Source organism: Massilia sp. TWR1-2-2, assembly GCF_049897565.1.
Classification (GTDB): domain Bacteria; phylum Pseudomonadota; class Gammaproteobacteria; order Burkholderiales; family Burkholderiaceae_D; genus JAFCUW01.
Window position 1 is genome coordinate 26779 of the sequence record NZ_JAFCWM010000015.1, and the last position, 13799, is coordinate 40577.

The window sequence follows — 13799 nt, forward strand, 5'->3', positions numbered from 1 at the left end:
GTTGTCTGCTTCGGATAACTAGCCGACGTTGACAGCAAAGAATCGACGCCGGAACCCGGCGGACGAACGGAAGATAAATCGACAATTGCTGTTGCGGTTAGCCGGCCGCCATCCGTTCAAGTGCGCTCGCTGCGTCGAGAAGGCCTCCGAGGATTTTGTCAGCGACCTTTTCCGAAAATCCAACGGGAAGGCTGGCGCGGACCTTGTCCACGACCACAGGCGTGCGGGCAATGAAGTCCTGCAGCAGCGGCTCGGCGCTGTCGCCGTAGCCGACCTTCTTCGCAGTGCTATTGAAGTGTCGCCGCATGATGCTGCGTGCCAGGTAGTGCCGGTTCTTCCCAAGCAGGGACAACGCCAGCTCGATGTCCTGGTCTGCCCACTGGTTCGGCCCAGCGCCAATCACGGGATAGGCTGACATCACGTCATAGATGGGCGTCAGCTTGAAACGGCCCTCGCCGGCGAGCAGTTGGATGCTGAAGTTTTTGGCGTGGCCATCCGGTGCGCGCAACATCCAAAACAGCAGTTGCGAGGCCATGAGCGTGCGCATGTCGGTGGCAGCTCGCTGCGATTGCTGCAAGAGGGTAAACATCTGCTGCAAGCCTGGGCCCCCTTCATTTTCGTATTTCACCAGCGGTGAGCTTCCGGTTGCCTGGCAGAAGTCCTCTTGGACAAGCCGGAATAGTTGCTTGCCGTTGGCCGACAGAGTACGGTCGAAACGCTCGACGACGAGCACCCGTTGCGAGCCGAAAGTCGCAATCTCTGCATTCGCCGTCGGCAGTCCGTACTCCTTGAACAGCCGCAGGCATAACCACTCGTTATCGACCGACGTCGAGAAATCGGCCTTGCGGCCACCGACCATCCCGATCGGCAGCTTGAAGATGTGCGTGGTCGGCGTAGCACCGCGCGGCTTCATCCATTTACCATCCCACCACAAGAAGGCGTCCTTTTCTTGCGCGCCGGCCAGCGAAATCCGGAAGTCGTCGTCAGGGTCCTTTGGGGCGCCGTACCGATCTGGATTAACCACTTCAAGCAAGTGCCGCTCAATGGCGTCCTCGTCTACAGCTATGCCGTCAACCTCGGCAAGTCCTTCCGGTTCCACGCCTTCGGCCAGCAGCTGCAAAGCGCCCACACAGTCCCGGCCAACGGCCGAAAGAAGGTCAACTGCTTCGATCGAACCAGTCTTGAAGCGCGCTGCCACACGTTTGCGGATGATGTCGCTGTCCGGCAGCAGGCCCTCGAAGTAGTGCGAGACACTGGCTCCCTTAAGCGGCTCATTGCGTATATTGAACGGCAGCGACAGCGAGATCGGCCGCCCAAATTTGGATTCGCGCCAGGCGATGTCGTACTGCAGCTCTGAGTCCCCATTGGCGTTGACCGTCCAGCGACCAACGTAATCGCCATTGGCCCAGAGATGCAATGTTTGGCTGTGCGAGCGGCGACCCATGCTTACCACTCCGCCGAGCTGCTTGCCAACGCAGTATCTCGCTCGCCCAGGCGAAGATCGAGCTCGAGTGCCGAGCACCAGCTGAGCAGCTGCTTGACGCTGATTTCGTCGGGATGTTTCTCCAGGTACGAAATGCGATTCTGGCTCAAGCCGACGCGATTCGCTACCGCCGTCTGCGTAAGCTTATGGCGTTTGCGGGTCGATACAAGCAGCTGGCCGAGTTGCGGCGCGGTGAGGAGAAGGTGGGATGTGGGTGCGAAGGACATAACAATGTATCCGTAATACAGATAAAGCCATATTATCTGAATACCGGATAAAGTCAATATAACCTGATAGCAGCTAAAACCTGTATAGCCGAAAATCGGATAGAAGTCAGCCCTGTCACGCAAGGTGCACTGGCCCAGTTGCGCGACTATTTTTTAACGATGGCCGCGCGTGGGCGCCGCAACGACCTGGCGTGGCGCTCAGCCTGGCCGAGGATCCGCAAGATGTTCCCGCTCCACATTTTGGCGAGGTCTGCGTCCGAATAGCCGGCCGCCTTGAGTGCCGCCGTAACGCGCGGCAAGGCCGACACTTCCTCGAGGCCGGCCATGCCGCCGCCGCCGTCGAAGTCGGCGCCGAAGCAGACGTGGTCCACGCCGGCCACTTCGATGGTGTGCAGCAGGCCGGCCATGTACTGGTCGAAGGTGCTTTTCCACATCGGCGACGTCGCGTTCAGCGCATGCCAGCTGGCACTCAGTGCGGACTGCTCCGCCGCGCTCAGGTCCGACACATGCTCCAGCTTGGCGAACAGCGCCTCGCGCTCGGGCGTCATCTGGATGTCGCTGAGGTAGATGGCCGAATAGCACATCGCGCCACCGGCGGCTGCCAGCTTGCGAATACGCGCATCGTCCAGGTTGCGCGGATGGTTGAACTGCGCGCGCGAGACCGTGTGCGACAGCAGCAGCGGCGTCTTCGACAGTTCGATCATCTGCTCGAGCGCCGTATCGGACGCGTGGCTGCCGTCGATCACCATGCCGAGCCGGTTCATTTCTGCGACCCAGTCGCGACCCAGCGGACTGAGGCCGTTCCAGCGCGGCGTGTCGGTCGACGAGTCGGCGAACTGGTTGTTCTTGGTATGCACCGGGCCGGCCAGGCGCACGCCCAGGCGCTGGAATTCGGCCAGCGGCGCGATGCTCTCACCGAAGGGATAGCTGTTCTCGATGCTCTTGAAGGCGATCAGGCGGCCGCCCTTGTCAATCGCTCTCGCGTCGGCCGCGCGGCGCGCCAGGCGCACCCGGCCGCGCGACTGCGCGACCATCGAATCGATCATCGCCGAGCGCTTCAATGCCCATGCGCGCGCGGCGGAGTAGCCCTCAGGCGTGAGCGGACCTTGCGGCGTGAAGATCGAGAAGAAGCCGCCGTCGAGATTGCCGTCGGCCATGCGCGGGATGTCGACCTGCGCGATTTCGGCGGTCGGATCGTGGCGGTCGCCAAAACTCCAGTCCTCGCGAGCGAAGTGGACCGTGGAGTCGATATGGGTGTCGAGCGTCAGCAAGCGCTTGTGCAACGGATCAACCGGCGTCACTGGGCCAGCCGCGGCATGCGCGCCGCCACCGAGCACGGCGAGCAGCGCCACCGCTGTCAGCCGGCGCTTCATTTCACCGCCTTGACCGGGGTGAACGACAGGTCGTGGTAGTCCCAGCTGAAGTCGGCAACCGGCGAGGCCGCCTTCATCGTGACGTTGGCGACATTGCCGTCCTTGTCCAGCGCGAACGTGACATACGCCGGTTCCAGCGACTTGTCGTCGAAGCGGGTGATGTAGGTGTCGTACTGCCAGTGCTCGAGCCGGCCGCCCATGCGCGGCGCGGATTTGAAGTCGATCGTCAGCCCGGCCGGCGTGGCGCCGACTTCGATGTTGCCGTACCACGGGTCGGCATAGGTGCCGGCCATCTGCGCGGCCGGAACGGAAGGGCCGACCTTGGCCGGATTGGCCTGCGCCGCCTTGACCGCCTTCAGCGCCTGGTTGATCTGGTTACTCTTGAAGGCCATGTATTTCGCCGGCCAGTCTTCCTTCGGCAGGCCGAGGTAGTGGTCGAGCAGCTCGTTCATCAGGCCGCGCACGAGCACGCCGTCTTCGCTGTTGATGGTGATGGCGAAGCCGACCTTCTTTTCGGGCAGCAGCACCACTGCGGTCTGGAAGCCGAACACGGCGCCGCCGTGCCAGATGATGCGCGCGGCGCGGTAGTCGGTGACATCCCAGCCCAGGCCATAGGTGGAGAACTGGGCCTGCGACAGTTTCAGGTCGGCCGGCACGACGGCGACCGGCTTGAGCATCGACGGCTTCCACATTTCCGCATGGGCCTGTGCGCTGAACACCTGCTTGCCGGGCGCCAGGCTGCCGGCGCCGAGCTGGACCTGCAGCCACTTGGCCAGGTCGTTGGCGCTGCTGGCTACGCCGCCGGCCGGCGCAGCATTGCGCCCGAGGTCGTCACGCTCGGCGAGCCGTTCCTGGTCGCCGGCCCCGCGAAAGCCGCCATTCATGCGCGCGTGCGGGTAGGCGCGGTCCTCGACGGCGAAGTTGCGCTCGTTGTCGGTCGTCGACAGCGTCATGCCGGCCGGCTGCAGCAAGTGCTTCTGCATGTAGTCTTCCCAGCGCAGGCCGCTGATCGCTTCGATGATCTGGCCGGCCACGACGTAGCCGTAATTGGAGTAGGCAAACGTGCTGCGGAAGGTGCTCTTCGGCTTCAGGTAGCGCATGCGCCGTACCGTTTCGGCGCGCGTCAGGTTGGTGCGCGGAACGAACAGCAGGTCGCCGGCGCCGTAGCCCAGGCCGCTGCGGTGGGTCAGCAAGTCGCGCACCGTCATCTCGCGCGTAACCCACGGGTCGTACATCTGGAAGCTCGGCAAGTGATCGATGACCTTGTCGTCCCAGCCGAGCTTGCCGGCGTCGACCAGGGTGGCCAGCGCCGCCGCCGTCATCGCCTTCGACGTCGAGCCGATCGAAAACAGTGTGTCGGCGTCGACCAGTGCTGGCGCGCCGAGCTGGCGCACGCCATAGCCGCGCGCCAGCGTCGTCTTGCCGTCTTCGACGATGGCGATTGCCAGGCCGGGCACGCCGATCGATTTGCGCAGCGCCTCGACGCGCGCATCGAAGCCGGCCGGCGGCGCGGCGCACGCGGCGGCGGCGGCCAGCGCCAGGGGAAACAACAGCAGCGACAATTTGTTCATATCCACTCCAAAAGGTTCAAGGCGTACAGGCGTCGAGCAGGCGCTCGAATTGCGCACCGGGTCGCATCGGGTCGGCCACCGGCAAGCCGAGCCGCTGCTGCAGCGCGGCCATCTCGGCCTCGGCCGCGGCGGTCGTCAGTGCCGAGCTGTTGAGTGCGACGCCGACGCAACGGATGTCCGGATTGGTGACCCGTCCCAGCGCCACCGTGTGCGCGATCACCGCCTCGATCGACGGCAACGCGCAGTCGGGATAACCGAGCAGGTGCGTGCGGCTCGGATCGTGGCAGACGACGAAGGTATCGGGCTGGCTGCCGTGCAGCAGGCCGAGCGATACGCCGGCATAGGCAGGATGGAACAGCGAACCCTGCCCTTCGATGACGTCGAGGTGATCGGCCGGCGCCGCCGGGCTGAGCAACTCGGCGGCGCCGGCGACGAAGTCGGACACCACCGCGTCGATCGGCATGCCGCTGCCGGCGATCATGATCCCGGTCTGGCCGGTGGCGCGAAAGTCGGCGTCGATGCCGCGCGCGCGCAGCCCCCTGGCAATTGCCAGCGCCGTGTATTTCTTGCCGAGCGCGCAGTCGGTGCCGACGGTGAGCAATCGCCGCCCCGCCCTGCGCTGGCCGCTGGCGATCGGAATGTTCGGCGGCGGCGTGCGGATGTCGATCAGCCGGCGCCCGTGCCGCTCGGCGACGGCGCGCACGTCGGCCACATCGGCGAGCCTGTCGTGCATGCCGGAGATGATGTCGAGCCCTGCCTCGAGCGCCTCGACCAGGCACGGCACCCAGCTGGGCGGAATCAGGCCGCCCGGCGCGGCGACGCCGATCACCATGGCGCCGGCGCCGTGCTCGCGCGCCTGGCGCGCACTCATGCGCGGCAGCCCGGTCGTCACGGTCGCCGCCGGCAGGGCCAGCTCGCCGACACAACGGTCGCCGGCCCAGTCGCGCAGGCCGAAGGCGGTCTTGGCGTAGCCATGCTCGGTCGTGTCGCCCAGGAACAGCAGGTACTGCACCGGCGCGTTGTCGGAAGTCGATCGATGCACCGCTTAGAACTCCTTGGTCATCGACAGGCCGATCGTGCGCGGTGCGACCAGGCCGGTCATCATCGCGCCGTTCGGATACAGCGGCCCGCCGTTGGCGGTGATGCCGGAGGTCGACGTCTTGGCGTCGCTGTTGCCGACGTTCTTGACGTACGCGTCGACCGACCAGCTGCCCATGTCGAGGCCGGCGTGCAGGTCGACCACGCTGTAGGCCGGCAGTTCGCGCTGGCGGCCGTTGGCGGTGCGGAAGGCGTTGTCGAACGCGCCGGACTGCTCGGACAGGTGGCGCACCGAGCCGCCCACGTAGGCAGCGGCGTTGCCGACCGGCCAGCGGTAATCGGCGTTGATGCCGACGCTGATCTTTGGCGAGAACGGCAGTTTGTCGCCGGCGACGCCGCCGACGATCGGGCTGGTGGTGCCGTCGAGGCGGGCATTGCTGTAGGCGCCGTTGGCCGACAGGCGCAGGCCGCGCACCGGCACTGCGGTGACGGTAAATTCGACGCCGTCGCTGGTGGCGCCGACGCCGTTGATGTTGACGCCGAAGTTGTTGACCACGGCGAACAACTGGATGTTCTTCCACTTGATGTGGAAGGCCGCCGCCTCGAAGCCGAACATGCCGTCCGGCGTCGTCATCTTGTAGCCGAGCTCGGAACTGACAACGGTGTCGGCCTCGTAGGTTGCCGGCGTCGAGGCCGGCGCGTTTGGCGGCAGCACGTTCGGGCCGCCCGGACGGTAGCCCTTGGCCACGCGCGCATACACCGCGCTGTTCTGGTCGAGCTTGAACTTCGGCGCCACCGAATACGTCAGCACGCTTTCGGACGAGCTGGCCTTGTTGTTGGTGGCGCCCACCAGCGCGCCGCTGCCGACCTGGTTGGCCTCCTGCTCGTTCTTGCTGTAACGGGCGCCAAGGTCAATCTCGTAGCGCTCGCCAAAATGAACAGTCGCGTTGCCGAAGCCTGCCAGCTCGCGGTACTTCGAGCTCAGGTCGATCAGGGCCAGGTTCGGAATGGTTGTCAGCAACGTCAGCGTGCCTGGCGTGACCGGCACATATGCCTGGTGGATCAGGCCCTTTTCGTTGGTGTAGAAGGCGCCCACCAGCCAGTCGACCGTGCCGGGCGTGTTCGACGCCAGGCGCACTTCCTGGGTGACTTTGTTCAGGTTGGTGTTCTGGCCGAGGTACAGCTCGTTGGTGGCGCCGAACACCGACTTGATCAGCGCGCTGAGGTTGACGGTGGCGTCGTCGCGCAGGCTTTGATCCTGGCGCGCCATGCTGGTCGACGAGGTCAGGTTGGCCGCGCCCAGGTCCCAGCTGGCGGTGGCGTTGTAGACGCGGTAATCGACATTGCGAAATGCCGGCACGAACTGCGACTGGGTCGGCCGGCCGAACTTGGTTTCCAGCGTGGTCGGATCGCTTTCCACCGCGCTTGGGGCGTCGGTCTCGATATTTTGCGCGATGGCCGACAGGCGCAGCGAGAAGGTGCTGCCCGGCTTGATCATCAGCGAGGCGCGGGCGCTGGTATTTTTCGACTTGTTGATGTCGTTCTGCACGTCCGAACCGGCGGTGCCGATCGAGTCGATGTAGCCAGGGGTCTTGTTGAACGAGCCGGAAGCGCGGAACGCCACCGTGTCGCTGATCGGCGCATTGACCATGAGGTTGGCCTTGTGCCCTTTTTCGCCGCCGTCGACCGACGACACGCCGACGCGCGCGCGGACCTGGAACTTGTCCATGCGCGGCTCGTTGGTGACGAACTTGAGCAGGCCGCCGAGCGAGCTGGCGCCGTACAGCGCGCCTTGCGGGCCGCGCAGCACTTCGATGCGCGACATGTCGAAGGTGTCGAAGTCGCCGGCCAGCACCGCGCCGTTGACCAGGCCGCTGCTCGAGCCGAACGGCGTTTCATCGACGTAGACGGCGACGGTGGAGGCGACGCCGTTGGTGTTAATGCCGCGCAGCACAATGCGGCCCGCGCCCTGGGTGCCCTGCACCAGCTGCATGCCCGGCACCAGCTTGAGGTAATCGGCAAACCCGGTGGCCTGCACTTGCTCGAGCTGCGCGCCGGACACGACCGACATCGACTGCGCCACGTCGACCGTCGACTGGGTGCGTTTTTGCGCGGTGACGATGACCTTCTCGATGGTATCGGGGATGACCTCGTCGGCCGCGTAAGCGGACGATATGGCCAGCGCCAGGGCGGTGAGCAGCAACTTGTTCGACATCTTTTGCATGTTTATTGTCTCCTGAATGGTCTTATTGTTTTGGAAAATCGCCATGGTTGCGCCACGTTTTGGCGCGATCAGGCTAGTCGTTGTCCTGATCAGGACATATTAATCCTATTTGGAAACTTGTCAATCGACTTAGACGGCTGCAGCCGCGCGTGATCGATTTGTTCCGTTTGTCCGTTGAGTAGCCACAACATCGCGCCCGCGACGCCCGCCAGCGCGGCCAGCAGCACGAAGAACACGGAGTGCGACATGTGGCTCCACAGGCTGCCGACCAGGCCGGCGCTCAGGTTGCCGCTGAAGGTCATCAGGAACCACACGCCGACGGTGGTCGCGCCCAGGTGCAGCGGCGCCAGCCGCGCCAGCAGACCGAGCCCGGTCGGCAGGATGAACAGTTCGCCGACCGTGTAGACGACCAGGAAGACGGCCAGCCACATCCAGTTCGTCATGCCGCCGCCGGCAATTGCCGCCAGGCCGGCCAGCAGCAGATACGCGCCGGCCACGATCATGGCGCCGAGCGCCATGCGCCGCGCCGGCGGCTGGTCGTGCCCTGCCCTTGCGCGGCGGCTCCAGTACGCCAGCAGTGCCGGGGTCATCAGCATCACGAACAAGGGATTGAGCGACTGGAACCAGGTCACCGGAATGACGAATCCGCCCGCGCGGCGGTCGACGCTGGTGTCGGCCCACAGGGCGACGGTGTTGCCGATCTGCTCGTACGCGGAGCGGAACACGGTCACGGCCAGGCCGATGCCGATCAGCACCAGGATGGTCTGGCGGTCGAAGCCGCGTTTTTCCGCGCCGGCGGCGGTGGTGGAGCGCAGCGGCCTGGGCGGCTCGGCCGGAATGTGGCGCTGCCCGACCAGGTAGATCACGAGGCCGGCCAGCATGCCGATGCCCGCCAGGCCAAAACCGTAGTGCCAGCCGTACAGTTCGCCGATGGTGCCGCAGATCAAGGGCGCGAGGAAGCCGCCGATGTTGACCCCGACGTAGTAGACGTTGAAGGCCCAGCCGCGGCGCGGGTCGTCGCGGCGATACAGGTCGCCGACCTGGCTTGGCAGCGTCGGCAGGAACAGGCCGTTGCCGAGCGCAATGGTGGCCAGCGCCAGGTAGAACATCGGCTCGAACGCCATCATGAAGTGGCCGGCGGCCATGACGCTGGCGCCGATGATGATCGCGCGCCGCTTGCCAAGGTAGCGGTCGGCAATCATGCCGCCGAGGATAGGGGTGAAATAGGCGCAGGCGGTGTAGATGCCGTAGATGAAGGACGCGTTGCCCTGCGCCAGCATCAGCTGCTTGGTCATGTAGTAGATCAGCATCGCGCGCATGCCGTAGTACGAGAACTGCTCCCACATGTTGGTCAGGAACAGGATCGTCAGGCCGCGCGGATGGCCGAACCAGCCGCGCTCGGCGCTGGTGGTGCCGGCGCCGGTCATGCCGCCGCCATCGCCATGCCGGTGCCCCACACGGCGGGACCGGACCAGACGTTGCCGTCGACGTAGTCGACCGACGGCGTATGGTCGTTGGCGAGGAAGGTCGGGCCGTCCAGGTCGACGATGTCGCATTGCTGGCCGAGCACGAAACCGGGCCCCATCGCCAGGCTCGAGCCGCCCATGTTGCCGACCATGACGGCGAGGCCGAGGCGGCGCGCTTCGGCCGCCATCAGCAAGCCTTCGGTCAGCCCGCCGCACTTGTCGAGCTTGATATTGACGACGTCGAAGCGGCCCACCGCACCGGCCACATCGGCCAGGGTCAGCAGGCTTTCGTCGCCGGCAATCGGAATGGCCGAGCGGTAGCCTTCCAGCGCCGCCTCGTCGCCGCGCTTGAGCGGCTGCTCGAGCAAGGCGACGTTCTGCGCGGTGAGGCCGGCTATCAGCACATCGAGTTCGCCGCTGGCAAAGCCCTGGTTGCCGTCGACGCCGAGCCAGACATCGGTGCGCGCCGCGCGGATCGCGCGCACGCGGGCCAGGTCGAGCGCGAGGTCGCCGGTCAGCTTGATCTTGATGGCGCGCGCCTGCGCGCAGCGGCGCGCCGCCTCGGCCATGACGTCCGGTTCGTCGGCGCCCAGGGTGAAGGTGGTGCGCAAGGGCTTGGGCGGGCGCTGGCCGGCCAGTTGCCACACCGGTACGCCGGCGCGCGCCGCTTCCAGGTCCCACAGCGCGCAATCGACCGCGTTGCGGGCGCCGCCGGCCGGCATCAGAACGCGCAGATCTTCGCGGCCGATTCCAGCCTCGATGGAGGCGCGCGCGGTGTCCAGCGCGGCGAGCATGTGCGGCACGTCGTCGCCCAGGTAGTAGACGCCGCCGGCTTCGCCACGCCCCTGGAACTGGCCGTCGCCGATCGTCACGACCAGCGTGTCGAAATGCTCGAACAGGTAGCCGGAAATGCGGAACGGCTTGGCCAGGCGCAGCTTGGCGTTGGCCACCTCGACAGTGAAGCGTCCCATCAGTAGTTCACCTGCATGGCGAGCAGGCCGAAGCGCGCCGCGGCGTAAAACACCACGATGCTCGACGCCAGCAGCAGCACGCTCCAGATCTTGCGGGCGACGCTGCGCTTTTCGCTCCAGGTCCATTTCATGTTCCAGACGGCGGCCAGGATGGCGGCGGAGAACACGACGATGCCGGCGATCTGCAACAGCCACAGCAGCGGATCGAACATGCTGGTCGCGTTCTTCAGGTCGCCCAACATCAGGGTGACCGCAGTGATCCAGCCGCCCAGCACCAGCAAGGTGAGGCCGGCGCCGATCTGCGACGCCCGATAGGCGCGCTTCGCTTCGCCGTTGAGCGGCATCGCCACCTTGTACTTGCGGCGGGCGAACCAGCCGAACGGCATCGTCAGGAAGGTCAGCGACAGCACGACGAGGCCGCCGATCAGGGCCGGCTTGAGCCAGGCTCCTGAAATGCCGGCTGGAACGCGGTCGAACATCATGAACGGCGACATGAAATCCATGCTCCAGCGCACCGGCTTGCCGTCGACGACCTGGGCGGCGAGGCGGTCGTGGCCGGCCTTGTCGCGCCAGACGAACGGGGCGATCTCCATCCACTCGCGTGGCCGGCCATTCGCGCCCACGAGGGCCGGCACCACGAGCTCGCCGTTGGCGTTGGCCGCGACCTGGGTCTGGCCGAGCAGGCCGAGTGCGGCGAAGAAGCTCGAATCGGAACGGCGGCTGTTGTACCAGTTGCCGCTCATCAAGCGCACGCGCTCGGCGGAGGCCTTGGCGTCGGCCAGCGCGCTTGGCGTACTCGCTTCAGGGAAATAGCGGTCGGAGAAATCCTGGAACATGCGCATGCGCAGCGTATTCGCCGCGCCTGCCTTGCCGCCACTGTTGAAGGAGACATAAAAACCGGCGCCTTCCTTCATGAACAAGTGCAGCGAGGTGTGGAAAGCGACCGTGTCGCCGAGGTGGCCGATCACCTTGCGGCCGTTGATGTTAGTTTCGAAGAAGCCGAGTTCCATCCGGTTCAGCGGGCCGACCACCGACCTCGGGTTGACCGAACTGAGCGGCGTGTCGAACATGGCGTTGGCGGTTGCCTCCGACATGATGCGCTTGCCATCGAGTTCGCCCAGCTGCAAGTTGGCGATCATGTAGCGGCCCATGTCGTTGCCGGTCGACGACATCGAGCCGGCCGGCGCCGGGCCGACGATCTCGAAGCCGCCATCGGGCTTGCCGGCCTTGTAGCCGACCGACATGTGCGGCGCCATCGCCGCGGGCAGCGGCTGGCGGAACGTCGTGTTCTTCATGCCGAGCGGGATGAACACGTGGCGCTCGACGTAGTCATCGAATTTTTCGCCGGAGACGCGCTCGACGATGTAGCCGGCCAGCGCGGTGGCGTAGTTCGAGTAGGCCGGGGTCGTGCCGGCGTCGTAGATGCGGTTCGGCACCCATGCCTTCAGCGAGTCGCCCAGCGACTGCAGCTTGCTGGCGTCGTAGAAGATGATGTTCTTTGCCTGTTCCTCGAAGCCTGCCGTGTGCGTCATGATCTGGCGCAAAGTGACGGGCACGCCGTTACGGGCAGGAATCTTGAAGTCGAGGTAGGTGTTGATGTCGGTGTCGAGGTCGAGCTTTTTCTGCTCGACTTGCTGCATCACCGCGGTCCAGGTCACCAGCTTGGACACCGAGCCTGGGCGGAACAGCGTGCGGTCCGGATCGACCGGCTTGTTGTTGGCGATGTCGGCGTATCCGAAGCCGCGCGAAGTGACGATCTTGCCATCCTTGACGACCGTGACGACGGCGCCGGGGATGTCGGTCGACTGCAGGGCGAAGGGCATGTAGCCGTCGAGCCAGGCGTCGAGGTCGGCCTTGTTGAGCGCCTGTCCGGCCCCGGTAACATGCGCGGCGGCGGCGGCGGCGGGCGCCGCCGTGGCTGGCGCCGCAGCGGCCGCAAGACTTGCGGCGGGTGCGGCCGCGAAGCCGACGTTGCCGGCCAGGCAGAAGGCGCCCACCATCAGTATGGTGCTTATTTTCATTTCTTCCCTCGTCTCTAAGGTGTATTTGCTAGAATGCTCAATGCAAATTCAGAGTATTTTTCTCCAGTCCGGATACTATTGTCCTAATCAGAGAATTTGTCAACAAATAGGAAAATTGATTTTATGGCTACCGATGCCCCCACGCTGGGCGCTTTAATCCGCAGCCTGCGCAGCCGGCATGGCTGGACGCTGAAAGAGATGAGCGAAAAAAGCGGTATCCCTGTCTCGACGCTGTCGAAGGTCGAGCATGACCGCCTGACGCTGACCTACGACAAGCTGTACCAGCTGAGCCGTCGCCTGGGCATGCGCATGTCAGAGCTGTTTGCCGAATTGAGCGATGAAGGCAGCGCCCCCGTCACGGCGCGCCGCAGCCTCGGCCACCGCCAGCAGGCGGTCCATTTCGAAACGCCGAATTATGACTACCAGTTCCTGTGCGCCGAGTTGCGCCGCAAGCGGATGATTCCGGTCATTGCGCGGATTCGCGCGACCACGTTCAAGCAGTTCGGCGAGCTGGTGCATCACTCGGGCGAAGAGTTCACGTATGTGCTGAAGGGGCGCGTTGTCATGCACACCGAGTTCTACGATCCGGTCGTGCTTAATGAAGGCGAGTCGATCTATTTCGATTCGAGCATGGGACACGCTTACCTGACGGCGGAGGGATGCGAGGAAGCGGAAGTGCTGACGTTGATGTCCAGTGCGGACGAAGAGCAGATGGAGTCGCTGATCTCGCTGCACGCCGAGCATATCGGCAGCACGCCGGCGCCGGCTGAAGCCGGGACGGTGGAAGCGAAAGCGCCGGCGCGCAAGCGCGCGAAGTAGATTATTTCCGGGTCAGGTCTTGGCGCGCCGCGCGGCCTGCACGGCCGGCGTATCGCCCAGCGGCAGCAGCGCTACCCCGCGCGCCAGCGTGCGCACCAGGATCGCTTCGCCGAAGCGCAAGCCGCGTCCGCGCAACTGCGGCAGCGAGCGCACCCTCGGAAAACCCGAACACGGCGGTCGCCTGCACCCAGTCCAGCAGGCGCGGATCGTTCGCGTGGTAGGCCACTCCTTCTGGCGTGCTGCCCTCGACGTGGCCGTGCATGCGCACCACGCGCTCGATGAGCTTTTCGGCCGCCGAGCGGCGTCCGTACACAGTCATCATCGCGGCAAATCCGGTTCGCCGCAACCGCAATCCCGGATCGCGTTCGACGTTCCTGTGGTCCCGGACGCCCGAGCGCACCGACGGTTCGGCCAGTGCGAGCAGCACCGCGGCGACGCCGCCGATGAACAGCGCGACCGGGTTGGCGAAGATGCGCCAGGAGACGCCGCCTGGTAGCGCCAGCGACGGCTCGCCGGCCGGCTGGCTGAAGTCGAATGCCATGCCGGGCGGTGGGCGCATCAGTTCTTGTATCGCAGCGAGCATCAGCTTCGGGTCAATTCACGCTG

11 protein-coding genes are annotated in these 13799 nt (G+C 65.3%); 1 reads left to right on the plus strand and 10 read right to left on the minus strand.

Annotated elements, in window-relative coordinates; genetic code table 11:
- Positions 1-97: 97 nt before the first annotated feature.
- From ACP7DD_RS15540 to ACP7DD_RS15580, 9 genes are all read right to left on the minus strand, one after another.
- Complete coding sequence (locus ACP7DD_RS15540) at positions 98-1444, minus strand: type II toxin-antitoxin system HipA family toxin (protein WP_426175732.1); 1347 nt, start codon at positions 1442-1444, stop codon at positions 98-100.
- A gap of 2 nt (positions 1445-1446) precedes the next feature.
- Complete coding sequence (locus tag ACP7DD_RS15545) at positions 1447-1710, minus strand: helix-turn-helix domain-containing protein (RefSeq protein ID WP_426175733.1); 264 nt, start codon at positions 1708-1710, stop codon at positions 1447-1449.
- 146 nt (positions 1711-1856) lie between these two features.
- The gene (locus ACP7DD_RS15550; protein WP_426175734.1) at positions 1857-3083 is read right to left on the minus strand and encodes a dipeptidase; all 1227 of its coding nucleotides are present in this window, start codon (positions 3081-3083) and stop codon (positions 1857-1859) included.
- On the minus strand, positions 3080-4654 hold the full coding sequence (locus tag ACP7DD_RS15555) for a serine hydrolase (RefSeq protein WP_426175735.1): 1575 nt from the start codon (positions 4652-4654) through the stop codon (positions 3080-3082). Before ACP7DD_RS15555 ends, ACP7DD_RS15550 begins: the two co-directional genes overlap by 4 nt.
- 16 nt (positions 4655-4670) lie before the next feature.
- On the minus strand, positions 4671-5696 hold the full coding sequence (locus ACP7DD_RS15560; protein WP_426175736.1) for a DUF1611 domain-containing protein: 1026 nt from the start codon (positions 5694-5696) through the stop codon (positions 4671-4673).
- A 3-nt stretch (positions 5697-5699) separates the two neighbouring features.
- The gene (locus tag ACP7DD_RS15565; RefSeq protein ID WP_426175737.1) at positions 5700-7916 is read right to left on the minus strand and encodes a TonB-dependent receptor; all 2217 of its coding nucleotides are present in this window, start codon (positions 7914-7916) and stop codon (positions 5700-5702) included.
- Between the two features lie 89 nt (positions 7917-8005).
- The gene (locus ACP7DD_RS15570) at positions 8006-9343 is read right to left on the minus strand and encodes a peptide MFS transporter (protein ID WP_426175738.1); all 1338 of its coding nucleotides are present in this window, start codon (positions 9341-9343) and stop codon (positions 8006-8008) included.
- On the minus strand, positions 9340-10353 hold the full coding sequence (locus tag ACP7DD_RS15575) for a dipeptide epimerase (protein ID WP_426175739.1): 1014 nt from the start codon (positions 10351-10353) through the stop codon (positions 9340-9342). The genes ACP7DD_RS15570 and ACP7DD_RS15575 overlap by 4 nt, the downstream gene beginning before the upstream one ends.
- Positions 10353-12374, minus strand: a complete 2022-nt coding sequence (locus ACP7DD_RS15580; protein WP_426175740.1) for a serine hydrolase domain-containing protein — start codon at positions 12372-12374, stop codon at positions 10353-10355. Before ACP7DD_RS15580 ends, ACP7DD_RS15575 begins: the two co-directional genes overlap by 1 nt.
- Before the next feature lie 123 nt (positions 12375-12497).
- On the opposite strand from ACP7DD_RS15580, the gene ACP7DD_RS15585 reads away from it, so the two are divergent.
- On the plus strand, positions 12498-13193 hold the full coding sequence (locus ACP7DD_RS15585; RefSeq protein ID WP_426175741.1) for a helix-turn-helix domain-containing protein: 696 nt from the start codon (positions 12498-12500) through the stop codon (positions 13191-13193).
- Position 13194: 1 nt separating this feature from the next.
- Here ACP7DD_RS15585 and ACP7DD_RS15590 read toward each other — a convergent pair whose 3' ends face one another.
- Positions 13195-13734 carry an oxygenase MpaB family protein gene (locus ACP7DD_RS15590; protein WP_426175742.1) on the minus strand — a complete coding sequence of 180 codons (540 nt, stop codon included), beginning with the start codon at positions 13732-13734 and terminating at the stop codon, positions 13195-13197.
- Positions 13735-13799: the final 65 nt, after the last annotated feature.

Excerpts from the sequence above, each read along its gene's own strand:
- ACP7DD_RS15585 (WP_426175741.1), top strand. The coding sequence starts at position 12,498 with ATGGCTACCGATGCCCCCACGCTGGGCGCTTTAATCCGCAGCCTGCGC.
- ACP7DD_RS15570 (WP_426175738.1), bottom strand. The coding sequence starts at position 9,343 with ATGACCGGCGCCGGCACCACCAGCGCCGAGCGCGGCTGGTTCGGCCAT.
- ACP7DD_RS15575 (WP_426175739.1), bottom strand. The coding sequence starts at position 10,353 with ATGGGACGCTTCACTGTCGAGGTGGCCAACGCCAAGCTGCGCCTGGCC.
- ACP7DD_RS15555 (WP_426175735.1), bottom strand. The coding sequence starts at position 4,654 with ATGAACAAATTGTCGCTGCTGTTGTTTCCCCTGGCGCTGGCCGCCGCC.
- ACP7DD_RS15580 (WP_426175740.1), bottom strand. The coding sequence starts at position 12,374 with ATGAAAATAAGCACCATACTGATGGTGGGCGCCTTCTGCCTGGCCGGC.
- ACP7DD_RS15540 (WP_426175732.1), bottom strand. The coding sequence starts at position 1,444 with ATGGGTCGCCGCTCGCACAGCCAAACATTGCATCTCTGGGCCAATGGC.
- ACP7DD_RS15565 (WP_426175737.1), bottom strand. The coding sequence starts at position 7,916 with ATGCAAAAGATGTCGAACAAGTTGCTGCTCACCGCCCTGGCGCTGGCC.
- ACP7DD_RS15550 (WP_426175734.1), bottom strand. The coding sequence starts at position 3,083 with ATGAAGCGCCGGCTGACAGCGGTGGCGCTGCTCGCCGTGCTCGGTGGC.
- ACP7DD_RS15590 (WP_426175742.1), bottom strand. The coding sequence starts at position 13,734 with ATGGCATTCGACTTCAGCCAGCCGGCCGGCGAGCCGTCGCTGGCGCTA.
- ACP7DD_RS15545 (WP_426175733.1), bottom strand. The coding sequence starts at position 1,710 with ATGTCCTTCGCACCCACATCCCACCTTCTCCTCACCGCGCCGCAACTC.